The organism is Cognatiluteimonas telluris, from assembly GCF_011320095.1.
Taxonomy (GTDB): domain Bacteria; phylum Pseudomonadota; class Gammaproteobacteria; order Xanthomonadales; family Xanthomonadaceae; genus Cognatiluteimonas; species Cognatiluteimonas telluris.
In genome coordinates, this window is the sequence record NZ_JAANOY010000001.1 from 213,987 (window position 1) to 235,648 (window position 21,662).

Annotated in this window: 23 protein-coding genes; 3 read left to right on the forward strand and 20 right to left on the reverse strand. The window is 68.9% G+C overall.

Annotated elements, in window-relative coordinates; genetic code table 11:
- Positions 1 to 61: 61 nt before the first annotated feature.
- The 8 genes from hflX to rlmE form a co-directional block, all read right to left on the reverse strand.
- The gene (gene hflX, locus G7B67_RS01035) at positions 62 to 1,420 is read right to left on the reverse strand and encodes a ribosome rescue GTPase HflX (protein ID WP_166206441.1); all 1,359 of its coding nucleotides are present in this window, start codon (positions 1,418 to 1,420) and stop codon (positions 62 to 64) included.
- Positions 1,421 to 1,587: 167 nt separating this feature from the next.
- Positions 1,588 to 1,866 carry an RNA chaperone Hfq gene (gene hfq / locus G7B67_RS01040; protein WP_166206444.1) on the reverse strand — a complete coding sequence of 93 codons (279 nt, stop codon included), beginning with the start codon at positions 1,864 to 1,866 and terminating at the stop codon, positions 1,588 to 1,590.
- Between the two features lie 227 nt (positions 1,867 to 2,093).
- Positions 2,094 to 3,056 (reverse strand): tRNA (adenosine(37)-N6)-dimethylallyltransferase MiaA, encoded by a 963-nt coding sequence (gene miaA / locus G7B67_RS01045; protein ID WP_166206447.1) that lies wholly within the window; start codon positions 3,054 to 3,056, stop codon positions 2,094 to 2,096.
- Between the two features lie 10 nt (positions 3,057 to 3,066).
- Positions 3,067 to 4,485: an amino acid permease gene (locus G7B67_RS01050; protein WP_166206450.1), complete on the reverse strand. Its 1,419-nt coding sequence runs from the start codon at positions 4,483 to 4,485 to the stop codon at positions 3,067 to 3,069.
- A gap of 166 nt (positions 4,486 to 4,651) precedes the next feature.
- A complete protein-coding gene (folP, locus tag G7B67_RS01055) occupies positions 4,652 to 5,551 on the reverse strand; it encodes a dihydropteroate synthase (RefSeq protein WP_166206453.1) in 900 nt (299 codons plus the stop codon).
- 55 nt (positions 5,552 to 5,606) lie between these two features.
- Complete coding sequence (locus tag G7B67_RS01060) at positions 5,607 to 7,208, reverse strand: TPR end-of-group domain-containing protein (protein ID WP_166206456.1); 1,602 nt, start codon at positions 7,206 to 7,208, stop codon at positions 5,607 to 5,609.
- Between the two features lie 135 nt (positions 7,209 to 7,343).
- Positions 7,344 to 9,233, reverse strand: coding sequence for an ATP-dependent zinc metalloprotease FtsH (gene ftsH / locus G7B67_RS01065; RefSeq protein ID WP_166206459.1), 1,890 nt, complete (start codon positions 9,231 to 9,233; stop codon positions 7,344 to 7,346).
- A 100-nt stretch (positions 9,234 to 9,333) separates the two neighbouring features.
- Entirely contained in the window at positions 9,334 to 9,984 is a 651-nt protein-coding gene (rlmE, locus tag G7B67_RS01070) for a 23S rRNA (uridine(2552)-2'-O)-methyltransferase RlmE (protein WP_166206462.1), read from the reverse strand.
- A 99-nt stretch (positions 9,985 to 10,083) separates the two neighbouring features.
- On the opposite strand from rlmE, the gene yhbY reads away from it, so the two are divergent.
- Both yhbY and G7B67_RS01080 read left to right on the forward strand, forming a co-directional pair.
- Positions 10,084 to 10,389 (forward strand): ribosome assembly RNA-binding protein YhbY, encoded by a 306-nt coding sequence (yhbY, locus tag G7B67_RS01075; RefSeq protein ID WP_166206465.1) that lies wholly within the window; start codon positions 10,084 to 10,086, stop codon positions 10,387 to 10,389.
- 92 nt (positions 10,390 to 10,481) lie between these two features.
- Positions 10,482 to 10,877: an Mth938-like domain-containing protein gene (locus G7B67_RS01080; RefSeq protein ID WP_166206468.1), complete on the forward strand. Its 396-nt coding sequence runs from the start codon at positions 10,482 to 10,484 to the stop codon at positions 10,875 to 10,877.
- 161 nt (positions 10,878 to 11,038) lie between these two features.
- Here the strand turns inward: G7B67_RS01080 and G7B67_RS01085 are convergent, their stop codons facing one another.
- Genes G7B67_RS01085 through surE form a run of 4 tightly spaced genes read right to left on the reverse strand, consistent with a single transcriptional unit; the run spans position 11,039 to position 13,959 of the window.
- The gene (locus G7B67_RS01085; RefSeq protein WP_166206863.1) at positions 11,039 to 11,812 is read right to left on the reverse strand and encodes a peptidoglycan DD-metalloendopeptidase family protein; all 774 of its coding nucleotides are present in this window, start codon (positions 11,810 to 11,812) and stop codon (positions 11,039 to 11,041) included.
- A gap of 29 nt (positions 11,813 to 11,841) precedes the next feature.
- Positions 11,842 to 12,453, reverse strand: a complete 612-nt coding sequence (locus G7B67_RS01090; protein WP_166206471.1) for a YqaA family protein — start codon at positions 12,451 to 12,453, stop codon at positions 11,842 to 11,844.
- Between the two features lie 13 nt (positions 12,454 to 12,466).
- A complete protein-coding gene (locus G7B67_RS01095) occupies positions 12,467 to 13,168 on the reverse strand; it encodes a protein-L-isoaspartate(D-aspartate) O-methyltransferase (RefSeq protein ID WP_166206474.1) in 702 nt (233 codons plus the stop codon).
- On the reverse strand, positions 13,165 to 13,959 hold the full coding sequence (gene surE, locus G7B67_RS01100) for a 5'/3'-nucleotidase SurE (protein ID WP_166206866.1): 795 nt from the start codon (positions 13,957 to 13,959) through the stop codon (positions 13,165 to 13,167). Before surE ends, G7B67_RS01095 begins: the two co-directional genes overlap by 4 nt.
- A 127-nt stretch (positions 13,960 to 14,086) precedes the next feature.
- Here surE and G7B67_RS01105 point away from each other — a divergent pair, with 127 nt between their 5' ends.
- Complete coding sequence (locus tag G7B67_RS01105) at positions 14,087 to 14,659, forward strand: Smr/MutS family protein (RefSeq protein ID WP_166206477.1); 573 nt, start codon at positions 14,087 to 14,089, stop codon at positions 14,657 to 14,659.
- Here the strand turns inward: G7B67_RS01105 and G7B67_RS01110 are convergent.
- The 8 genes from G7B67_RS01110 to pyrG all read right to left on the reverse strand — a co-directional run bounded on the left by G7B67_RS01110 (position 14,656) and on the right by pyrG (position 21,592).
- Positions 14,656 to 14,895, reverse strand: coding sequence for a hypothetical protein (locus tag G7B67_RS01110; RefSeq protein WP_166206480.1), 240 nt, complete (start codon positions 14,893 to 14,895; stop codon positions 14,656 to 14,658). The genes G7B67_RS01105 and G7B67_RS01110 overlap by 4 nt on opposite strands.
- A gap of 149 nt (positions 14,896 to 15,044) precedes the next feature.
- Positions 15,045 to 16,121: a tRNA pseudouridine(13) synthase TruD gene (truD, locus tag G7B67_RS01115; RefSeq protein WP_166206483.1), complete on the reverse strand. Its 1,077-nt coding sequence runs from the start codon at positions 16,119 to 16,121 to the stop codon at positions 15,045 to 15,047.
- Complete coding sequence (gene ispF, locus G7B67_RS01120) at positions 16,118 to 16,609, reverse strand: 2-C-methyl-D-erythritol 2,4-cyclodiphosphate synthase (protein WP_166206486.1); 492 nt, start codon at positions 16,607 to 16,609, stop codon at positions 16,118 to 16,120. Before ispF ends, truD begins: the two co-directional genes overlap by 4 nt.
- Entirely contained in the window at positions 16,606 to 17,313 is a 708-nt protein-coding gene (gene ispD, locus G7B67_RS01125; protein WP_166206489.1) for a 2-C-methyl-D-erythritol 4-phosphate cytidylyltransferase, read from the reverse strand. Before ispD ends, ispF begins: the two co-directional genes overlap by 4 nt.
- On the reverse strand, positions 17,310 to 17,639 hold the full coding sequence (ftsB, locus tag G7B67_RS01130; protein WP_166206492.1) for a cell division protein FtsB: 330 nt from the start codon (positions 17,637 to 17,639) through the stop codon (positions 17,310 to 17,312). Before ftsB ends, ispD begins: the two co-directional genes overlap by 4 nt.
- A gap of 16 nt (positions 17,640 to 17,655) precedes the next feature.
- The gene (eno, locus tag G7B67_RS01135) at positions 17,656 to 18,942 is read right to left on the reverse strand and encodes a phosphopyruvate hydratase (RefSeq protein ID WP_166206495.1); all 1,287 of its coding nucleotides are present in this window, start codon (positions 18,940 to 18,942) and stop codon (positions 17,656 to 17,658) included.
- 93 nt (positions 18,943 to 19,035) lie between these two features.
- Positions 19,036 to 19,866, reverse strand: a complete 831-nt coding sequence (gene kdsA / locus G7B67_RS01140; RefSeq protein ID WP_166206498.1) for a 3-deoxy-8-phosphooctulonate synthase — start codon at positions 19,864 to 19,866, stop codon at positions 19,036 to 19,038.
- 40 nt (positions 19,867 to 19,906) lie between these two features.
- Positions 19,907 to 21,592 (reverse strand): CTP synthase, encoded by a 1,686-nt coding sequence (gene pyrG / locus G7B67_RS01145; protein ID WP_166206501.1) that lies wholly within the window; start codon positions 21,590 to 21,592, stop codon positions 19,907 to 19,909.
- Positions 21,593 to 21,662 lie beyond the last annotated feature (70 nt).

Here is a 21,662-nt window from a genome sequence, read left to right on the forward strand (position 1 = left end):
CTGCTCCATGAAAAGGGTGCATCGGCGTTCGTCCGGCGCAGGGCCGGTCGACCGCGGGATTCTAACCGGCCGCCACCGGTTCGGCCCGCGATGCGGCCGCCGCGCCGTCCAGCAGCGGCTGCAGCGGGCGGCCGTAGGCTTGTGCGGCGATCTTCAGCGCGTCGGCTTCGGCCAGGTCCAACCGCAGCGTCCAGCCGTGCTCGTCGTGCTGCTCGCCACGAATGGCGCCGATCTCGTGCAGGCGAGCCCGCAGCTGGCCGCAGGACGAGGGCAATTGCAGTTCGGCGTGGATCCGTCGCAACCCAAGCCGGGCGCCGAGGGCCTGGCGCAGCAGCTCCAGTCCATCGCCGTCGCGCGCGGAAAGCCATACCCGCTCGCGTGCGCCACCATCGGCAGCCGGGCGATCGCGGCGCGGCGCCATCGCCGCCTCCGCGCCATCGTCGCCGCCCACGGTGATCCGGTCGATCTTGTTGAACACCAGCAGTTGCGCGATTTCGCCCGCGCCGATCTCGCGCAGCACCGAGTCGACCTGCGCGATGCGCTCGTCGCGCAGCGGATCGGCGGCATCGACCACGTGCAGCAGCAGGTCGGCCTCGCGCGCTTCGGACAAGGTCGAGCGGAAGGCGGCGACGAGCTCGTGCGGCAGGTCGCGCACGAAGCCGACGGTGTCGGCGAGCACCGCGCTGCCGCTGGGCAGGACGATGCGGCGCACGGTCGGATCGAGCGTCGCGAACAGGCGGTCGTCAGCGTACGCATCGGCACCGGTCAGCGCATTGAACAGCGTTGACTTGCCGGCGTTGGTATAGCCCACCAGCGCGACGCGCGGCAATTCGCTGCGCACGCGCGCGCGGCGCATCTGCGTGTGTTGCACGTCGACCTTGTCCAAGCGCTTCTGCAGTTGCTCGACGCGCTTCTGCAGCAGGCGGCGGTCGGTTTCCAGCTGCGTTTCACCCGGGCCTCGCAGGCCGATCGAACCGCCGCGCTGGCGCTCCAGGTGGGTCCAGCCACGTACCAGGCGCGTGGCCATGTGCTTGAGCTGGGCCAGTTCGACTTGCAGCTTGCCTTCGTGGCTGTGCGCGCGCTGGGCGAAGATGTCCAGGATCAGCCCGGTCCGGTCGACGACGCGGCGCTGCAGGGCCTTTTCCAGGTTGCGCTCCTGGCCGGGCGACAACGGGTGGTTGACCAGCACGAGGTCGGCGCCGGTGGCGTCGCAGGCGGCCTTGACCTCCCCGAGCTTGCCGCTGCCGATCAGGGTGGCCGGATTGGGCTTGTCGATGCGCGCGTTGAGCGTGGCGGCGACGGTGGCCCCGGCCGAACGCGCCAGGTCGGAGAATTCCTCCAGCGCGCCGTCGTCCGGCGGACCGCCGGCGTGGGGCTGGATCAACAGGGCGATTTCGCCCCGGCGGGATCGTTCGAACAAGGGCGGCTCCTGCCCCACGGCGCGGGGAAGGATGCAATGGGGGTCGCCGGGCCCGGGTTCAAGGTGGCGTCGATCCGGGCGCTACGACGCACGGGTGAAGTTCGACCCGCATGCCGGGCAGGCGCAGGTGTCGTGGCCATGCCGCCCGGTGCAACCCGCCGGTCGCGTCATTCGGCCTCGTCGTCGCCCTCGCCCGGCTCGCCTTCGCCCGACTGCACGTACCCACCGCCCGGGCCGACGCGGACGTTGCGCGCGGGCACCACGGTGGAGATTGCATGCTTGTAGACCATCTGGCTGACGGTATTGCGCAGCAGCACGACGAACTGGTCGAAGGATTCGACCGTGCCTTGCAGCTTGATGCCGTTGACCAGGTAGATCGAAACCGGCACGCGCTCGCGACGCAGCGCATTCAGGAAGGGATCCTGCAATGATTGCCCCTTGGACATGGTGTTTTCCCCATTTTCTCGGTGTTGGATGCCGCCGGTCTGTGCCGGTTCGGCGTCGCCCGACCCATACCCCATGGCGGCGACCGCCCGATGGTTGCACAACCGCGGCGGCGGGGATAGGGAACTGCGTCGCGTTCGGGGAACGGACTTGCCGGCTTCCGCAGGCTTTTGGCGTGGTTGGATCCGAATGCCCGACCGATGCCAGGGGCTCGCGGCTGAAGCCCCTCCTACGCGGGGCGTTGCCGCAGGAACAGGCGCGCGGCAGCGTCCAGCTCGTCGCGCTGGGCGATGGTGTCCAGCCAGCGCGCGTCGAGTTCGCCGCGCAGCCAGGTGAGCTGGCGCTTGGCCAGTTGCCGGGTGGCGAAAATCGCGCGGTCGCGGAACGCATCGGCATCGGTGTCGCCCGACAGGTATTCCCAGGCCTGCCGGTAGCCCACGGCGCGCACCGCCGGCAACTCGAGCGGATGCGGATGCGATTGCAGACCCGGCAGCGCGCGCAACCGCCGCACTTCGTCCAGAAAACCTTCGTCGAGCATGGCGTCGAAGCGGTGCTCGATGCGGGCGTGCAGCTGCGCGCGATCGACGGGGGCCAGGGCGAGCTTGAGCACGCGCAACGGCAGCGGCTTCCCACGGTGGTCGCGTTGCCAGTCGCTGATCGAGCGCCCGCTGGCGCACCAGACTTCCAGCGCACGCTGGATGCGCTGCGCATCGGTGGGATGGATGCGCGCCGCCGCCTGCGGGTCGACGGCAGCGAGTTCCGAATGCAGCGCATCCCAGCCGCGCGCCTGCGCCTGCGCGGCCAGCTGCGCGCGCAGCTGTGGGTCGGCCTCCGGCATCGGCGCCAGTCCACGCAGCAGCGCGCGGAAGTAAAGCCCGGTGCCGCCGGCGAGGATCGGCAGTTTCCCGCGCGACACGATGTCGTCGATGGCCGCGCGCGCATCGTGGGCGAACTCCGCCGCCGAATACGTCTGCCAGGGATCGCGCAGGTCGAGCATGTGGTGCGCGACGAGCGCGCGCTCGGCCGCCGTGGGCTTGGCGGCGCCGATGTCCAGTCCGCGATAGACCAGGGCGGAGTCGACGCTGACGATTTCGCCATCGAAGCGTTGCGCCCATTCCAGCGCCAGCGCCGACTTGCCCGATGCGGTCGGGCCCATCAGCGCGATGGCGCACGGTCGCACGCCGGCACTCATCGCGCCGGCATCAGGTATCGCGGCCCTGCGCGAGCAGGCTGCTGCGACGCGCATACAGCAGGTAGACCAGCAGCCCGAAGGCATTCCACGCCAGGCACCACAGCTGGGTCCGGGTCGGCAGGCTGGTGAACAGATAGGCGCAACCCAGGATCGCGACCGGGCCGATCACCCACGCCAGCGGCGCCCGGAACGCGCGCGTGCGCCGTGGATCGCGCCTGCGCAGCACCAGCATGCAGGCCGCGACCGCGATGAAGGCGATGAGGGTGCCGGCATTGGCCAGCGCGGCGATCTCGTCCAGGCTCGCGACCCCGGCCAGCGCCGACGTCACGATCGCGGTGAAGACCGTGATCGCGACCGGCGTGCCGCGCCGGCCCACCTTCGACAGGCTGCGGGGAAGCAGTCCGTCGCGCGACATCACGAAGAAGATCCGGCTCTGGCCGTAGAAGAACGCGAGCAGCACCGTCGGCAGCGCGATCACGGCCGCCGCGGCGATGACCTTCGCCGCCACGCCGTGGCCGAGCTCGCGCATGATCAGCGCCAGCGGCTCGGGACTGTGGCCGAACACCGTGTAGTGCATCGCACCGACCGCCGCAAGCGCCACGATCATGTAGATCAGCGTGCAGCCGACCATCGAGCCGATGATGCCGATCGAAAGATCGCGCGACGGATTTTTCGTCTCTTCCGCCGCGGTGGAAATCGCGTCGAAGCCGTAGAACGCGAAGAAAATGATCGCCGCCCCGGCCATCACGCCATGCTTGACATTGTCCGGGCCGGTGGATTCGGCGAAGCCGTATGGCATGAACGGATGCAGGTTGCTGGCGTCGAAGCCGGGCAGCGCGATGGCGACGAACACGCCCAGTGCCAGCAGCTTGGCCACCACCAGGAAGGCGTTGACGGTGGCGCTTTCGCGCGTGCCTGCGATGAGCGCCCCGGCGACGACCCAGGTGATGGCGATCGCCGGCAGGTTGATCAGTCCGCCCGCGTGCGGGCCCACCGTCAGCGCCAAGGGCATGTCGATACCGACGCCCTTGAGGAAACCCACCGCGTAACCCGACCAGCCGACGGCGACCGTGCTGACCACCAGCGTGTATTCCAGGATCAGGCTCCAGCCGACCACCCAGGCGATGGTTTCGCCCAGCACGGTGTAGCTGTAGGTGTAGGCGCTGCCGGCGGCCGGCATCATCGTCGCCATCTCCGCGTAGGCCAGCGCGGCGCAGGCGCAGACGATGCCGGCGATCAGGAACGACAGCAGCACCGCCGGCCCGGCGAGGTTGGCGCCGACGCCGATCAGGGTGTAGATGCCGGTGCCCACGATGGCGCCGATGCCGAGCGCGACCAGGTGCGGCCAGCCCAGGCTGGGGACCAGCCGGCGCCCTTCCTCATGGATGCAGACCTTGTCGATGTCCTTGCGGCGAAGCCAGGTCTGCATGCGGTCCTCGGGCGACATGAACGGGAAGTGCGCATAGTGCGGGATCGGCGTGGGCAATGCGACGTGCCTGGGGCATCGCCAGGGGCGCCTCGCGAGGCTGTTTCGCGCCCCCGCCCGGGTGCGCTGTGCTTGCCCGGGCTACGCAGGGCGGAGGCTACGAGGGCGTTCAATCGTCGTCCGGCCAGCGGATCGTCGGCGACGCCGATTTCGGTTTCGGCATCGGCTGCGCGGCCACCGCGTTCCAGACCTTCAGCGCATCGACGGTGGCGGCCACGTCGTGCACGCGCAGCAGGCGCGCTCCGCGTTGCGCGGCGATCAGCGCGGCGGCAACGGAACCGTGCACCCGCTCGCGCGGATCATCGCGACCGGTCAACTCGCCGATGGTCTTCTTGCGCGACAGGCCCGCCAGCACGGGTACGCCAAGCTCGGTGAAGCGTTCGAACTGCGCCAGCAGCAGCAGGTTGTGCGCCGACGTCTTGCCGAAGCCGAAGCCGGGGTCGACGACGATGCGCTTCTTGTCGATCCCCGACATCTCCGCCGCGAAGATCCGCTCGGCCAGGAAGCGGTGCACCTCGGCGACGACATCGTCGTACGTCGGCGCATCCTGCATCGACCGCGGCTCGCCCTGCATGTGCATCAGCACCACGGGCACGCCGAGCGCGGCGGCGGCTTCGAGCGCGCCGTCGCGCCGGAGCGCGTACACGTCGTTGATCATTCCCGCCCCGGCCGCCACCGCGGCCCGCATGACCCCGGGCTTGGAGGTGTCGATGCTGATCGGCAGCGCGGTGCGTTGCGCCAGGGCCTCGATCACCGGGATCACCCGCCGCAACTCATCATCGATGCCGACTTCACGCGCACCCGGGCGCGTGGATTCGCCGCCCACGTCGAGCACGTCGGCGCCCTGCTCCGCCAACGCCAGGCCATGGTCGATGGCGGATCGGGTGGTGGCGTGCTCGCCGCCGTCGGCGAACGAATCGGGGGTGACGTTGATGATGCCCAGCACCCGCGGGCGATCGAGCACCAAGGCGCGTCCCGCGCAATCCAGGCGTGGGGAGAGATCGAACATCAGGGCGACTCCATCGTTTCGTGCCGTGCCCAGGCTGTTGCAGCGGTCATCGCCGTCATGCCTTCGCGTCCGGCGTGGCGTCGATCCGGGACACGATGGCCCGGAACCTCGGCAGGTGGCGGATGGCCACGAAATCGTGGTCGTGCTCGATCCAGTCGCGGAAGCCCTGGCCGGTGTCGACGGCCAGGTCGAGCATGTCCAGCGCGCGCTCGGTGTCGCCGATCTGCGCATGGAAGCAGGCCGCGTTGTAGAGCGTGCCGAAATCCTCCGGCTGCAGCCGCAGGGCCACCTCCATGTTGCGTCGCCCGCCTTCGTAATCCCCGAGCCGGGCCTGGAGGCCGGCGGCGAGGTAGCGTGCGCGGCCGTTCTCGGGATCCACATCGGCTTCGGCCAGCGCCAGCGCCAGGGCGCGCCGGGCCATGGATTCGCCGTCGCGGGAATCACCCAGCGCGTCGGCGGCATTCATGCCCAGCGTCAGTGCCTGGAACTCATCCGGACGCGTGCGATGGGCCGCCTCGAACTCGTCCACGGCGCGCCGGAACTGCCCGTGCGCATAGCAATGCCGGGCGAAGTAGTAATGGGCTTCGTAGAGTTCGCCGTTGAGCGCGATCGCGCGCTCGAAGGCAGCCGTCGCCTCGTCGTTGTTGCCGGCCAGCGACAAGGTGTTGGCGTGGGCGACGTGCGCCTCGGCCAGCTCCGGGGCCAGCTCCAGCGCCCGCCTTGCGGCGGCGGAGGCCTCGTCCAGCACGTCCTCGGGACGGACCAGGCGCCAGATCAACAGGCCGGTCAACGCGTCCGCGAGCCCGGCATGGGCCTGCGCATAGGCCGGGTCCAGCTCGATCGCGCGACGGAACATTTCCGGCGCGCTCTGCCAGCTGTTGGTGCTCTTCATCGCCTGGATCTGGCGGCCGCGCAGGTAGAACTCGTAGGCGCGGACGTTGCGCGGGGCGTTACGCTCCAGATCGAGCACTTCCGGCCTGTTCAGCGTGACCCGCAGGGCCCGCGCGACGCTGCGCGCGATCTCCTCCTGGATCGCGAAGATGTCCTCCAGCCCGCGATCGAAATTCTCCGACCACAGGTGGTAGCCGTCGCCGGCATTGACCAGCTGCGCGGTGACGCGAACCCTGTCGCCGGCCTTGCGCACGCTGCCTTCCATGATCGCGGCGACATTGAGCGCCTTGCCGATCTCGCGCGCGTCGGCGTGGCCGTCGCGGAAGCGGAACGACGAGGTCCGCGACGCCACGCGCATGCCGCTGATCGCGGCCAGCGCATTGAGGATCTCCTCCGCCAGGCCATCGCAGAAATAATCCTGGTCGTGGGCTTCGCTCAGGTCGGCAAACGGCAAGATGGCGACCGATGCTTCGGGCGCGTGCGGCTGTGCCGGCGAAGCCACCGCCGCTGCGGGCGGCGTGCGTTCGATGCCGCGCGTGGTGATGTCGTAGGTCCAGGCCAGGGCGCAGGCCAGCACGAAGCTCAACGCCACCAGCATGATCACCAGCTTCAGCGACCAGTCCGGCAGCCCCAGCGGGCCGAACGTCGCGCCGGCCACCTGGATCACGATCCAGCCCACGACCAGGAACACCACCGCGACGCGGAACACGCGACGGCGCCGGACTTCCTCGACGAACCGTTTCAGCGCTGCCGCCCAGTTCCGCATGCGTGCCTCCCTGTCATCGGCGGTGCCGGGCACGCGGGAATGCTACACGGGCCGCCGCCCGGCAGCGGGCAATAAAAAACCCCCGCCTCGGGCGGGGGTTTCGGGCCTGAAACGCGTCGGGCGCGGCGGCCGTGCTCAGGTCTGCGGCGCGGGACCGCCGATCGTGAACGGCTTGGGCTGCTCGCGCGCCGGCCCGCCCTTGGACCAGTTGGTCGGCGGCGGCGGTTCGCGATTGGTCATCACCGCCTCGATCTGCGGCGCATCGATGGTCTCGTACTGCAGCAGCAGCTTGGCCATGGTGTGCAGCTTGTCGAGGTTCTCGGTCAGCATCGCGCGCGTGCGCTCGTAGGCGCGGTCGAGGATGCCGCGCACGACCTCGTCGATCCGGCGCGCGGTCTCGTCCGAGACGTTCTTGTGCTGGGTCACCGAGCGGCCGAGGAAGACTTCGTCCTCCTCCTCGCCGAAGGTGATCGGGCCCAGTTCCGACAGGCCCCACTTGGTGACCATGTTGCGGGCCATCTTGGTCGCCCGCTCGATGTCGTTGGAGGCGCCGGTGGTGACCTTGCCTTCGCCGAACACCAGCTCCTCCGCGACGCGGCCGCCGTACAGCGAGCACAGCTGCGACTCGATCGCGGTGCGGTTGTAGCTGTACTTGTCGCCCTCGGGCAGGTACATGGTCACGCCCAGCGCGCGGCCGCGCGGAATGATCGTCACCTTGTAGACCGGATCGTGCTCGGGCATCAGCCGTCCGACGATCGCATGGCCGGCTTCGTGGTATGCGGTGAGCGTCTTCTCCTGCTCGCTCATCGCCATCGAACGGCGCTCGGTGCCCATCAGGATCTTGTCGCGCGCGCGATCGAAATGATCCATGCGCACTTCCTTGCCGTTCTCGCGCGCGGCGAACAGCGCCGCCTCGTTGACGAGGTTGGCGAGGTCGGCGCCGGAGAAGCCCGGCGTGCCACGCGCGACCACCATCGGCTCGACGTCGTCGGCCAGCGGCACGCGGCGCATGTGCACCTTGAGGATCTGTTCGCGGCCCTTGACGTCCGGCAGGCCGACGGTGACCTGGCGATCGAAACGGCCCGGACGCAGCAGCGCCGGATCCAGCACGTCGGGACGGTTGGTCGCGGCGATGACGATCACGCCTTCGCCGCCTTCGAACCCATCCATCTCCACCAGCAGCTGGTTGAGCGTCTGCTCGCGCTCGTCGTGGCCGCCGCCCAAGCCCGCGCCACGATGGCGGCCGACCGCATCGATCTCGTCGATGAAGATGATGCACGGCGCCTGCTTCTTGGCCTGCTCGAACATGTCGCGCACGCGCGAGGCGCCGACGCCGACGAACATCTCGACGAAGTCCGAACCGGAGATCGAGAAGAACGGCACCTTGGCCTCGCCGGCGATCGCCTTGGCCAGCAGCGTCTTGCCGGTACCCGGCGGACCCACCATCAGCACGCCGCGCGGGATCTTGCCGCCGAGCTTCTGGAAGCGGCCGGGATCGCGCAGGAATTCGACCAGCTCGGAGACTTCCTCCTTGGCCTCGTCGCAACCGGCGACGTCGGCGAAGGTGGCCTTGGTCTGGTCCTCGTTGAGCAGCTTGGCGCGCGAGCGGCCGAAGCTCATCGCGCCCTTGCCGCCGCCCTGCTGCATCTGGCGCATGAAATACACCCAGATGCCGATGAACAGCAGCCACGGCGCCACGTTGAGCAGGATCATGCCCAGCGACAGGCCACTCGACGGCGGCGCCTGCACGGTGGTGACGTCATGGTTGATCAGGTCGTTGACCAGATCCTTGTCGCCCGGGTTGTAGGTGGTGAACTTGCTGCCGTCCTTGCGCTCGCCCTCGATCTTGGTGCGATCCTCGGCGATGTTGACCTTGGCGACGCGGCTGTCCTTCACCTCGTGCACGAACTGGTCGTAGGTCAGCGCATCGGCGGCGGCCGACTTCGGGCTGAAACTCTGGAAGACCACCATCAGCACGACGGCGACCACCACCCAGAGCATCAGATTCTTGGCCAGATCGTTCATTACGCTACCTTGCCCTCGCGGGCTCAAAACACGGGCTTGGAAACATCATCGAACCACAATCGCGCATCGTGCCGGCACGGATACCACAGGCGCGGGCGCTTTATTTCTTCGTCTGCGCCAACCGACCCAGCGCCAGCGCGTAGACCTCCGGGGAACGTTTGCGCGACGCATCCGGCTTGCGGATCACCACCTTGGCATAACGCCGCCGCAGCTCCCGCACGTATTCATCGAACCCCACGCCCTGGAACAGCTTGATCAGGAACGTGCCCTCGGGACGCAGGTGGCGGTCGGCGAAATCCATCGCCAGTTCAGCCAGATGCATCATCCGCGGCTGGTCGACCGCATCCATACCGCTCTTATTGGGGGCCATGTCCGACAGCACAAGGTCGACTGGCAGGCCGCCCAGCATCCCCTCCAGCGACGATAAGACCGCATCCTCCCTGAAATCGCCATGAAGGAACTCCACGCCGGCCAGGCTTGGCATCTCCAGGATGTCCAGCGCGATCACCCGGCCGCTGTTGGCGGGGTACAGCGTGACCATCGCCTGGCGCAGCCACTGTGACCAACCGCCCGGTGCGGCGCCCAGGTCGACCACCACCATGCCCGGTTTGAGGAGGCGGTCGCGTTCGACCAGTTCCTCGAGCTTGTACGCCGCCCGTGAACGCAGCCCCTCGGCCCGCGCCTTCTTCACATAGGGGTCGGAGAAGTGCTCCTTGAGCCAGCGTTGGCTGGATTTGCTGCGGGTCGCCATGCGCGGCCTTGCTCGGGCGTCCGTGCGGGACGGAGCGGCCCGGAGGGCGGGCCGATCCCCGCATGATACCCTGCACGCCCTTCACCACCCGTGCTGCGCATGTCGCTTTCCCTGACCAACGCCCAGACCCGTTTCCTTCGCGGTCAGGCGCATGGCCTGAAAGCAATGCTGCAGGTCGGCGGCAAGGGCATCAGCCCGGCGCTGGTGCAGGAAGTCGACGCCGCGCTCGAGCATCACGAACTGATCAAGGTGAAGGTCGCCGCGGAAGATCGCGAGGCCCGCGATGCGCTGATCGACGAACTCGTCGCGCGCTGCGGCGCTGCGCTGGTGCAGCGGATCGGCCATGTCGCCGTGCTCTACAAGCCCAGCCAGGATCATCGCCAGATCGTGTTGCCGCGCGGCTAGCCGCGAAGGCCTTCGGATCCGTGCGGCAATCGCTTTGACCGCGTATCGCCGCCTTGACGCCTGATGCTTCGTTGGCTCGGAGGTCCAGCCTGATGCAGCTCAACCTTGAACGCCCCGATTACCGCTGGTTCCTGCGCGGCGCCGACCACGCGCACGCGCTGGTGAATGAACGCATGCTGCGCGCCAGTTTCCTGATCGCACCCGATGCCCTCGTCGAGGACTGGCCGGTGGTTGACGCCGCCGCGCTACAGCCGGCGCAACTGGAACCCATCCTTTCACTGGCGCCCGAACTGGTCGTGCTCGGCACGGGCGCGCGCCAGGTCTTCCCGCCACCGGCGATCCTCGCCGCCTTCCTGACCCGCGGACTGGGCGTGGAAGTCATGGCCAACGACGCCGCCGCACGCACCTACAGCGTGCTGGCGGGTGAAGGCCGGCGGGTGGTGGCGGCGTTCGTCATGCGCAATGCAGGCGACGACCCGGCGTATTGAAGATGTCCCAAGCGCGGCGTCGTGCAGGCGCCTGCGCCGCCACGACTGTGGGCAACGTGGCTGAACACGGTCGACTCGCGCGGCCCGATCCGGCGCGCCATCGAGGCTGACATTGAAACGGCCCCACCTGCCGCAGGCCGAGCGCGTCAGGTTTCCCGGCGCTACTTGCGCGGCAGGTATCCCAACGGGTCCACCGGCTTGCCGTTGAAGCGGATCTCGAAATGCAGCATGTCGCGCGCCGCGCCGCTGTGGCCCATTTCCGCGATCTGCTGGCCGGCTTTCACCCGCTCGCCTTCGTTGACCAGGCGCGCCCGGTTGTGGCCGTAGGCCGAAAGCCATTCGTCATTGTGCTTGACGATCACGAGCTCGCCATACCCGACCAGGCCGGAGCCGGAGTAGACCACCACGCCATCGGCCGCCGCGCGGATCGACTGTCCGGCGTCGCCGGCGATGTCGATGCCCTGCTGGGTCGGTTCGCCAGCGACGTAGCGGCCGACCAAGGCGCCATCCGCGGGCCAGGTCCATGCAAAGGGAGCGCCGGCCGGAGCGCCGGTGACCGGCGCACGCTCCTGCTCCGTCGGCGCGACCACCAAACCGCGTGGCGGCGGCGGTCGTGTCGACGGCCTGCGTGTCGGCGTCGCCGCGCGGGCGCGATTGCTGGAGGGATACAGGCGCAGGCGCTGCCCGGGATAGATCGTGTAAGGCGGCGGAATGTCGTTCCACACGGCCAGATCCAGGGCGCTGATGCCATTGTCGGTGGCGATCCGATACACCGTCTGGCCGCGGTGGACGAGGGCGGTGGCGCCGTACTTCGGCGTCGAGACGCGCACCGGACCGGCGCCATGGCGCGTGCCCGAGCCGCGGACAACGCGCGCGCTGCCGCAGGACGACAGCAGCAGTGCGGACAGCAGCGCGATCGCCAGCAATGCGAACATCGACGGGGCAACGGGCCAGCGCGAATCGATCAAGTGCGGGATCTCCAGACGACGTAGCCGACGAGCGCGGCGATCAGCGCCAGCGCGATCCAGCCGAGGGGTTCGATGTAGCGCCGCAATGCCGCTTCGGCGCGCGGACCGCCGATACGGATCGCCGCGGCGACCAGGAACACGCGCTTTCCGCGGCCGACGAACATGCTCGCCATGAACGGCAGCAGCGGCACGCCGACGATGCCCGAGGCCCAGGTGAAGAATTTCAGCGGAATCGGCGCGAAGCCGGCGAGCACCAGCAACCAGAATGTTTTCCACGGCGATTGTGCGGCGATGCCGCGCAGCATCGCGACCTGCGCGTCGATGTGCTCGAGCCATCCCATCGACGCCAGCGCCGGGCGCAGCGCTTCGAAGGCGTAATGCCCGAGCAGGTAGCCGACGATCGCGCCCGCCAGCGACCCCGCCAGGCTCAGAAACGCAAACCAGAAACCGCGACGCGGGCGCGACAGGCACATCGGCGCGAGCATCACTTCCGGCGCGACCGGGAAGATGATCGCCTCGGCGAAGCTCAGCAGCACCAGCAGGGCCGGCGCGCGCGGATGGCGTGCCCAGCGCAGGGTGCGTTCGTACAGCGGCCCGAACAATTTCATTCCGCCGCTGTCCTCATCGATCGACGATCCCGGACAGCAGCGGCACGAAAACCACCGGCGCCAGCGTGTCCGCTTCGATCGCGCCGTCGGCCTGCTTGCGCAGACGCAGCAGCGACTGCGCGCCGCTGGCACCGACCGGGGCGACCAGCGTGCCGCCGGGCGCGAGTTGCGCGGACAACGCATCCACCAGCGTCGGTGCCGCGGCGGTGACGATGATGGCGTCGAAGGGCGCCGCTTCCGGCCAGCCGATGCGGCCATCGTCGTGTTTGCTGCGCACGTTCAGGCCCAGGGTACGGAACCGCTTGCGTGCGACGCGCAGCAGTTCGCCGATGCGCTCGACGGTGTACACCTCCAACCCGAGTGCGGCCAGGATCGCGCCCTGGTATCCGGATCCGGTGCCGATCTCCAGCACCTTCGCCGGCTGCCGGCCATCGGCGAACAGCGCTTCGGTCATCTTCGCCACCACCCACGGTTGCGAGATGGTCTGGCCATGGCCGATCGGCAGCGCGGTGTCCTCATACGCACGCGTGGCCAGCGCTTCATCCACGAACAGATGCCGCGGAACGGTGCGGATCGCATTGAGCACCCGCTCGTCTGCGATGCCCGGCGTCTGCGGCGAACCCGCGCGCAGGCGCTCGATCAGGCGGTCGCGCACCCGCTGCGAGGTCATGCCCAGGCCGACCGCCTCGGGTTGCAGCCGCATGCGCGCGGTCATGGTGCGGATCCGGGTGGGGCGACGCGCAGCGATTGCGCCAGGCCGCCGACCCAGCGCGCGAGCGGCTCCAGCGCCTGCATGCGGGTGAGGTCGACGTGGATCGGGCTGATCGAGACGCAGCCGCCGCGGACCGCATGGAAGTCGGTCCCGGGGCCCGCATCCTGCGCTGCGCCGGCCGCGCCGATCCACCACCAGGTCCGGCCGCGGGGGTCGGCCTGCTGCACGCACGGTTCGGCGCGATGGCGGTTGCCCAGCCGGGTGACTTCGAAGCCGGCAATGTCGGCCCAGGCCACATCCGGCACGTTCACGTTGAGGATGGTGTCGGCGGGCAGCGGATCGGCGGCCAGTCGTGCGAGCAGCTCGATCGCGGCGCGCGCGGCGGTTTCGTAATGGTGGGCACGGTGGTCGCGGCTGGCCAGCGACAGCGCCAGCGCGGGCAGGCCGAGGAAGCGGCCTTCCATCGCCGCCGCAACAGTGCCGGAGTAGATGACATCGTCGCCGAGGTTGGCGGTGTTGTTGATGCCGGAAACGACGATATCCGGCTCGCAATCGAGCAGGCCGGTAATGGCGACGTGCACGCAGTCGGTCGGGGTGCCGTAGACGCGCCAGGTGCAGGCGTCGTCCTGGATCACCCGCACCGGCATGTCCAGGGTCAGCGAATTGCTCGCCCCGGAGCGGTCGCGGTCCGGAGCGACGACCAGCACATCGTGCCCGGCCTCGCGCAGCGCTGCGGCGAGGATGCGGATGCCCGGCGCGTCCACACCGTCGTCATTGCTCACCAGTACCCGCATTCGCCGTCCGATCATCCGCAAGCGCATCCCGGCCATGATAGCGGAACGGCTGTCGCGCCCTCGCCGCGACCTGGACGAGCACTCCGACGTTGTCGCGCAGGCACGCCGTGCACGCTAGGCTGGCCGCATGAACCCGGGTCGAAAGCCGCCGCCGCAGGACACGCCGCTGGGCGAGGAAGACGATGCCGCATTGTTCCGCGCGGCGATCGGCCCGGTGCGCGAATTACCCCAGGCCCCCGCGCAGCCGCAGCCGTCGCGGCCACGCCCGTTGCCGCGCATGCGCGTCCGCGATGAAGCCGACGCGCGCGATGAATTCCGTCGCGCACTGGATGCGGACCGGCTGGAAGCGGGCGATGCCTTGTCCTACCGGCACGACACCGTCCCCGCGCGGGTGCTGCAGCGCCTGCGCCGCGGACACTTCGCCGCGCAGGACGAACTGGACCTGCATCACAGCAATGCGGTGAAGGCGGAAGCGCTGTTACGCGATTTCCTGCGCGAGGCCACGCGGTCGGGGCTGGGCTGCGTGTCGATCGTGCACGGCAAGGGCCTGCATTCGGACAGCGGCGTGCCGGTGCTCAAGAACCTCGTCGATCGGGTCCTGCGCCAGCGCGCGGACGTGCTCGCCTTCCACTCCGCGCCGCCCGCCCAGGGCGGACATGGCGCGGTGCTGGTGCTGCTGGGCGCCGGCGGCAAGTCCTAGTCGGAATCGCTGGACGAAGATGCCGCCTTTGTCGGCGGATGGACCCATTGCACGTCGACATCGTCGCGCCGCGCTTCGCGTTCGACCCGCTGGACGTAGGCTGTGTCGATTTCCTGCGACGCCTGGGATGCCGGCGCACGGCTCATGGCATTGGCGGAGGGTTCGCGGGTGGTGGCGCACCCGGCCAGCAACATCCCGGCGATGATCGTACAGCCGGCATTGAACACTGCATTCATGGGGTCGCTCCTTCAGTGGGCCGCAGTGGGCATCGATCAGCCATTACGGCGGGCAAGCGCTCTTGATGCGGGCGCAAGCTACTGGATCGGCACCGCACTTTCGGCATCGATTCCATCGCCACGGGGAAGACCAATGTCCCTGGCCCCGCTTATACGCCGCCAGCAGGAAGGCGAGCGTCCGCGCCGGCGCTTTCCGACGAGCGGTCCTGCGTTGGGCCGAGTTCGGTCGTGACGGCGGTCGCATAGCATCCCGGCGGCAGCTCGAATCGCAGTCTCAGCACATCGACCTGGGGCCAGTCCCAGGCCATCGCCTGCGGTCGCATTCGCGTCGCCCGCCGCTCCTGCTTGAGGCCCGCCTGTTCCAGGCCCCCACGCAACGTCAGCGAAAGCGCGTCGTCCAGCGCCGAAAGCTCGATCGCCAGCGCGGCGTCGCGCACCCGGGGAGTACCGCGCCCCCAGAGCGGCGCGGTGGGGTGGATGTCGAACGCCGCCAATCGCGCTTCCAACGCAGGCGTCGGATCTTCCGGGCCGAACACGCTGCGGCTGCCATCGAGCATCCAGACCTCACCCTGGAGACCGCGGTTCCAATGACCGGCCTCAACCCGGGCGGCCAGCACCCGGTTGAACAGTTCCGAGCGCGCAGCCGACAGCAGCATGGTGCGCTGGTCGCGGCGGACCCGGCGGCCTTCGAACATCGCCAGTGCATTGCGTACGTTCCCGCCCTCGCGCCCGAAGCGTTGCTCGCCGAAGAAATTCGGAACGCCCTCGGCTGCGATCGCGGCAAGCCGGGTGTCGATCGCGGCACGCTCGCCGACCACGGCGCGCAGCATGATTTCGAACCGGTTGCCCGCAAGCGCTCCCCGCGGCAACTTCCTCGCATGCCAGGCTTGTCCCAGCACGCGCAACTCGGGCGAATCGAGCATCGCCACGTCGGGCGCGACCCGCTTTGGCAGGTGCACGCTGAAGCGTTGCCGCGTCACCGCATGCCGGTCCTTGAGGCCGGCATAACCAATGGCCACATCGCCAACGCCCGCCCATTGCGCGATGCGCGCGGCGGCGAAGGCGGTGTTCATGCCGCGTTTTTCGACATCCAGCAGCAGGTGTTCGCCACTGCCGGTGGCCTCGAATCCATCGAGTTCCTCGACCCTGAAGTCTTCGGGAGCCTGTCGCATGACCGCCGACAGGACGGCGCCGCCATGGGCACGCGGAAGGGAGGTGCTGCTCACGCGGGGAGGTCGCGCACGACCAGGCACACCGCGTGCGCGGCGATGCCTTCGCCACGGCCGGTGAAGCCCATGCGCTCGGTCGTGGTGGCCTTGATGCTGATCGCATCGGCATCAATCCCGAGGTCGCTGGCGATCACCGCGCGCATCGCGCCGGCATGCGGATCGATCTTCGGCCGCTCGCAAACCACGGTGATGTCTGCGTTGCCGAGCCGCCAGCCGCGCTGTCCGAGCAACTCGTTGCACTGACGCAGGAACGCGCGACTGTCGGCGCCACGCCACTGCGGATCCGACGGCGGGAAGTGCCTGCCGATGTCGCCCAGCGCCAGCGCGCCGAGCATCGCATCGCAAAGCGCATGCAGGATGACATCGCCATCGCTGTGCGCGACCACGCCGCGCTCGAACGACACGCGCACGCCGCCGAGCATGAGATGGTCGCCAGGCCCGAAGGCATGGACGTCGAAGCCATGGCCGATGCGCACGGCGGTCATCGCTGCGACAGCACGTGCGCGAAGCGCGACAGGTCGGCTATGGTGGTGATCTTGAAGTTGTCCTCGCTGCCTTCGACCAGCAGGGGGCGCAGTCCCTGGCGCTCCATCGCCATCGATTCGTCGGTGACCACCCGCCCGGCGTCGCGCGCGGCTTCCAGCGCGCGCGCCAGCTGCAGGCGACGGAAGAGTTGCGGTGTCAACGCGCGCCACAGGCGCTCTCGCGGCTCGGTGCCGTCGATGCCGCCATCGTCGCCGGCGCGCTTGAGCGTGTCGCGCACCGGCGCGGCGAGGATCGCGCCGACCGGATCGTTGCGGCCGCGCTCGAGCAGCTGGTCCAGGTCCGACTGCGCCAGGTTCGGGCGCGCGGCGTCGTGCACCAGCACGAAATCGTCGGCGCGCACGCTGTCGGGCAATGCCGCCAATCCCGCGAGGACCGAATCGGCCCGCGTGTCGCCACCGCTGCAGGTAAGCAGTGGCTTGTCGGCCATCGACTGCCAGCCTGGCCATGCGGCGTCGTCCGGCGACAAGACGACGACGGCGCCTTCGACCGATGGGTGTCGCAGCAATGCCTGCAGCGCATGGGCGATGAGCGGCTGGCCGCCGATCTGGATGTACTGCTTGGCGACGTCGCTGCCCATGCGCGTCCCGCGCCCCGCGGCCGGCACCACCGCCCAGACGCCGCTGCGGCCGGGGTCCCGGGTCATGGCGCCGGCTCCCGCTCCGGCGTGGCAGGCGGCGCTGCGGCCGATTCCGGCTCGACCACGCGATAGAACGTCTCGCCGGGCTTGATCATCCCCAGCTCGTTGCGCGCGCGCTCCTCGACCGCGGCCTCGCCGGACTTGAGGTCCTGCACCTCGGCGGCCAGCGCGTCGTTGCGTTGCCGCAGGCCGGCGTTGTCGCGCGCCTGCCGCTGCACCTGCGCCTGCAGCGCGGCCACCTCGCGTTCGCCGCCGCTGCCGAACCACAGCCGGTATTGCAGCCACGCCAGCAGCGCGAGCAGCAGTACCAGCACGATGCCCAGCGCGCGCATGGCGTGGCGTGCGGCGTCAGCGCTGGAGCGAGACGAAGGCGTCGCGCCCGGCGTAGCGCGCACCAGCACCCAGTTGCTCCTCGATCCGCAGCAACTGGTTGTACTTGGCGACGCGATCGCTGCGGCACAGCGAGCCGGTCTTGATCTGGGTGGCGGTGGTGGCCACCGCGATGTCGGCGATGGTGGTGTCCTCGGTCTCGCCCGAACGGTGCGAGACGATCGCCGCGTACCGCGCGGCGTCGGCCATCGCGATCGTTTCCAGCGTTTCGGTCAGGGTGCCGATCTGGTTGACCTTGACCAGGATCGCGTTGGCGATCCCCTCGCGGATGCCTTCGCGGAAGATCGCCGGGTTGGTGACGAAGTTGTCGTCGCCGACGAGCTGCACGCGCGCGCCCAGGCGCTGGGTGAGCAGCTTCCAGCCGTCGCGGTCCTGCTCGGCCATGCCGTCCTCGATCGTGATGATCGGGTACCGCTGGCTCCAGTTGGCGAGGAAGTCGACGAACTGCTCGGAGGTCAGGCGTTTGCCCTCGCCCACCAGGTTGTACTTGCCGTTCTCGAAGAATTCGCTCGAGGCCACGTCCAGGCCCAGCAGCACGTCCTCGCCGGCCTTGTAGCCGGCCTTGCCGATCGCCTCCAGGATCGTGTCCAGCGCTTCGGCATTGCTGCGCAGGTCGGGCGCGAAACCGCCCTCGTCGCCGACCGCGGTGCTCAGCCCGCGGCCCTTGAGCACCGACTTCAGCGCGTGGAAGATCTCGGTGCCGGACCGCAACGCTTCGGAGAACGAATCGAAGCCGACCGGCAGCACCATGAATTCCTGCAGGTCGACGTTGTTGTCGGCATGCGCTCCGCCGTTGATGATGTTCATCATCGGCACCGGCAGCATCGGCGCGCGGTCGCCGGCGAGATAGCGCCACAGCGGCAGCTTCCTCGACCCGGCCATCGCGTGCGCATTGGCCAGCGACACCCCGAGCAGCGCATTGGCGCCCAGCCGGCCCTTGTTCTCGGTGCCGTCGAGATCGATCATGCGGCGATCCAGGCCCGCCTGGTCGGCGGCATCGAAGCCCTGCAGGGCCTGCGCGATCGGGCCGTTGACGTTGGCCACCGCCTTGAGCACGCCCTTGCCGAGGTAGCGGGTCTTGTCGCCATCGCGCAGTTCCACGGCTTCGCGCGAGCCGGTCGACGCGCCCGAAGGCACCAGCGCGCGGCCGAAGCTGCCGTCGTCGAGCGTGACTTCCGCTTCGAGGGTGGGATTGCCGCGGCTGTCGAGGATTTCGCGGGCGTGGATCTTGCTGATCGTGGTCATGGGGATGCTTGCGTTGTGGGTCGGGGTCGATTCGCCGGTCGGGCGAGCGGAACGTTTGGATGCAGACGAAGAATGGGCTGGACGGAACCTGCCCTACATCGATTCCAGGAAGCCGTTCTTCTTGGTGATCCGGTCGATCTCCAGCAGCGTCTCCAGCAGCGGGCGCATCTTCGCCAGCGGCCAGGCGTTGGGGCCATCGCTGAGCGCCTTGTCCGGATCCGGATGGGTCTCCATGAAGATTCCCGCGATGCCGACCGCCATCGCGGCGCGCGACAGCACCGGCACGAATTCGCGCTGGCCGCCGGACCGGCCTTCGGCACCGCCGGGCAGCTGCACCGAATGCGTCGCGTCGAACACGACCGGGCAGCCGGTATCGCGCATCACGCTGAGCGAGCGCATGTCGGACACGAGGTTGTTGTAGCCGAAGCTCGCGCCGCGCTCGCAGGCCATGATCTGCTCGTTGCCGGTGGCCTTGGCCTTCGCGGTGACATGCTTCATTTCCCACGGCGACAGGAACTGGCCCTTCTTGATGTTCACCGGCTTGCCGGCGCGCGCGACGTTCTGGATGAAGTCGGTCTGGCGGCACAAAAACGCCGGCGTCTGCAGCACATCGACGACCGCGGTGACTTCGTCCAGCGGCGTGTACTCATGCACGTCGGTGAGCACCGGCACGCCGAGCTGGCGCTTCACTTCGGCCAGGACCTTCAGGCCTTCTTCCACGCCCGGACCGCGGAAGCTGGTGCCGGAAGTGCGGTTGGCCTTGTCGAAGCTGGACTTGAAGACGAAGGGGATGCCGAGCTCGCCAGTGACTTCCTTCAGCGTCGCGGCGGTGTCGAGCTGCAGCTGCATCGACTCGATCACGCAGGGACCGGCGATGAGGAAGAACGGCTGGTCGAGGCCGACCTCGAAGCCGCAAAGCTTCATGCCTGCGCTCCGGTGCGTAGGGCGTTCGTGCGAAGCGCGCTCACGCCGTCGCCTCCTTCAACAAGCGCCCACCGGCCTGCGCCTTGTGCTCACGCGCGGCGCGGATGAAGCCGACGAACAGCGGATGGCCGTCGCGCGGGGTCGACAGGAATTCCGGGTGCGCCTGGCAGGCGAGGAACCACGGATGCTGCGATTGCGGCAACTCGATCATTTCCACCAGCAGGTCGTCCATCGATTTGGCGCTGATGACCAGCCCCGCGTCCTCGAGCTGCGAACGGTAGCGGTTGTTGAACTCGTAGCGATGGCGGTGGCGTTCGCCGACGACATCGGCGCCGTAGAGCTTGTGCGCGAGCGTGCCGGGCTTGATCCGCTGGTCCTGCAGGCCCAGGCGCATCGTGCCACCGAGGTCGCTGGCTTCACTGCGGCGTTCGATGTCGCCCGACGCCGTGCGCCACTCCGTGATCAGGCCGATCACGGGGTGCGCCGACTGACGGTCATTCTCGCTGCTGTTGGCGTCGCTAAGCCCGAGCACGTGGCGCGAATAATCGACGACCGCCGCCTGCATGCCGTAGCAGATCCCGAAGTACGGGATGCCCTGCTCGCGTGCGTACTGCGCCGTGAGGACCTTGCCTTCGAAGCCGCGATCGCCGAAGCCGCCCGGCACCAGGATGCCGTCGACGCCGGCCAGCGCCGGGCCGCCCTCGCGCTCGATGTCCTGCGACTCCAGCCATTTCAATTTCACCCGCGTGCGCTGGCGGATGCCGCCGTGCTTGAGCGCCTCGGCGAGCGACTTGTAGGCGTCCTGGTGGTCGATGTACTTGCCGACGACCGCGATGGTGACTTCGTCGACCGGATGCACGCTGGCATCGACGACGGCTTCCCATTCGGCCAGGTCCGCCTCGCCGGTGACCGGCAGGTGCAGGCGCTCGACGACGATCTGGTCGAGGCGCTGGTCGTGGAACCACATCGGGATCTTGTAGATGTTGTCCAGGTCGACGGCGGAGATGACCGCCTTCTCCGGCACGTTAGTGAACAGCGCGATCTTGCGCCGCTCGCTGTCCGGCAGCGGTTGTTCGCTGCGGCACAGGAGGATGTCGGGCTGGATGCCGATCGAACGCAGCTCCTTGACCGAGTGCTGGGTGGGCTTGGTCTTGAGCTCGCCCGCGGCGGCGATGAACGGCACCAGCGTCAGGTGCATGAACAGCGCCTTCTCCGGCCCGCGTTCGGTGCGGATCTGGCGGATGGCCTCCAGGAACGGCAGCGACTCGATGTCGCCGACCGTGCCGCCGATCTCCACCAGGCCGACGTCGAAGCCAGCGGTCGCATCGTCGATGCAGCGGCGGATCTCGTCGGTGACGTGCGGGATGACCTGCACCGTGCCACCGAGGTAATCGCCGCGACGCTCCTTGCGGATCACCGACTCGTAGATCTTGCCGGTGGTGATCGAGTTCTTGCCCGACAGGCGCGTGCGCAGGAAGCGCTCGTAGTGGCCCAGGTCCAGGTCGGTCTCGGCGCCGTCGTCGGTGACGTACACCTCGCCGTGCTGGAACGGACTCATGGTGCCAGGATCGACGTTGATGTAGGGGTCGAGCTTCATCATCGTCACGCGCAGGCCGCGCGCTTCGAGGATCGCCGCCAGCGAGGCGGCCGCGATGCCCTTGCCGAGTGAGGAGACGACGCCGCCGGTGACGAATACGAGCGGGGTGGTCGAGCTTGCGGAAGTCATGGGCAGGGCGTGGCTGGAAACCCGCATTCTAGCGGCTGGCGGTCCGCGCGGCGACCGCGGCGGCATCCGC

Excerpts from the sequence above, each read along its gene's own strand:
- hfq (WP_166206444.1), bottom strand. The coding sequence starts at position 1,866 with ATGTCCAAGGGGCAATCATTGCAGGATCCCTTCCTGAATGCGCTGCGT.
- miaA (WP_166206447.1), bottom strand. The coding sequence starts at position 3,056 with ATGAGTGCCGGCGTGCGACCGTGCGCCATCGCGCTGATGGGCCCGACC.
- G7B67_RS01050 (WP_166206450.1), bottom strand. The coding sequence starts at position 4,485 with ATGCAGACCTGGCTTCGCCGCAAGGACATCGACAAGGTCTGCATCCAT.
- folP (WP_166206453.1), bottom strand. The coding sequence starts at position 5,551 with ATGTTCGATCTCTCCCCACGCCTGGATTGCGCGGGACGCGCCTTGGTG.
- G7B67_RS01060 (WP_166206456.1), bottom strand. The coding sequence starts at position 7,208 with ATGCGGAACTGGGCGGCAGCGCTGAAACGGTTCGTCGAGGAAGTCCGG.
- ftsH (WP_166206459.1), bottom strand. The coding sequence starts at position 9,233 with ATGAACGATCTGGCCAAGAATCTGATGCTCTGGGTGGTGGTCGCCGTC.
- rlmE (WP_166206462.1), bottom strand. The coding sequence starts at position 9,984 with ATGGCGACCCGCAGCAAATCCAGCCAACGCTGGCTCAAGGAGCACTTC.
- yhbY (WP_166206465.1), top strand. The coding sequence starts at position 10,084 with ATGTCGCTTTCCCTGACCAACGCCCAGACCCGTTTCCTTCGCGGTCAG.
- G7B67_RS01080 (WP_166206468.1), top strand. The coding sequence starts at position 10,482 with ATGCAGCTCAACCTTGAACGCCCCGATTACCGCTGGTTCCTGCGCGGC.
- G7B67_RS01085 (WP_166206863.1), bottom strand. The coding sequence starts at position 11,812 with ATGTTCGCATTGCTGGCGATCGCGCTGCTGTCCGCACTGCTGCTGTCG.
- G7B67_RS01090 (WP_166206471.1), bottom strand. The coding sequence starts at position 12,453 with ATGAAATTGTTCGGGCCGCTGTACGAACGCACCCTGCGCTGGGCACGC.
- G7B67_RS01095 (WP_166206474.1), bottom strand. The coding sequence starts at position 13,168 with ATGACCGCGCGCATGCGGCTGCAACCCGAGGCGGTCGGCCTGGGCATG.
- surE (WP_166206866.1), bottom strand. The coding sequence starts at position 13,959 with ATGCGGGTACTGGTGAGCAATGACGACGGTGTGGACGCGCCGGGCATC.
- G7B67_RS01105 (WP_166206477.1), top strand. The coding sequence starts at position 14,087 with ATGAACCCGGGTCGAAAGCCGCCGCCGCAGGACACGCCGCTGGGCGAG.
- G7B67_RS01110 (WP_166206480.1), bottom strand. The coding sequence starts at position 14,895 with ATGAATGCAGTGTTCAATGCCGGCTGTACGATCATCGCCGGGATGTTG.
- ispF (WP_166206486.1), bottom strand. The coding sequence starts at position 16,609 with ATGACCGCCGTGCGCATCGGCCATGGCTTCGACGTCCATGCCTTCGGG.
- ispD (WP_166206489.1), bottom strand. The coding sequence starts at position 17,313 with ATGACCCGGGACCCCGGCCGCAGCGGCGTCTGGGCGGTGGTGCCGGCC.
- ftsB (WP_166206492.1), bottom strand. The coding sequence starts at position 17,639 with ATGCGCGCGCTGGGCATCGTGCTGGTACTGCTGCTCGCGCTGCTGGCG.
- eno (WP_166206495.1), bottom strand. The coding sequence starts at position 18,942 with ATGACCACGATCAGCAAGATCCACGCCCGCGAAATCCTCGACAGCCGC.
- kdsA (WP_166206498.1), bottom strand. The coding sequence starts at position 19,866 with ATGAAGCTTTGCGGCTTCGAGGTCGGCCTCGACCAGCCGTTCTTCCTC.
- pyrG (WP_166206501.1), bottom strand. The coding sequence starts at position 21,592 with ATGACTTCCGCAAGCTCGACCACCCCGCTCGTATTCGTCACCGGCGGC.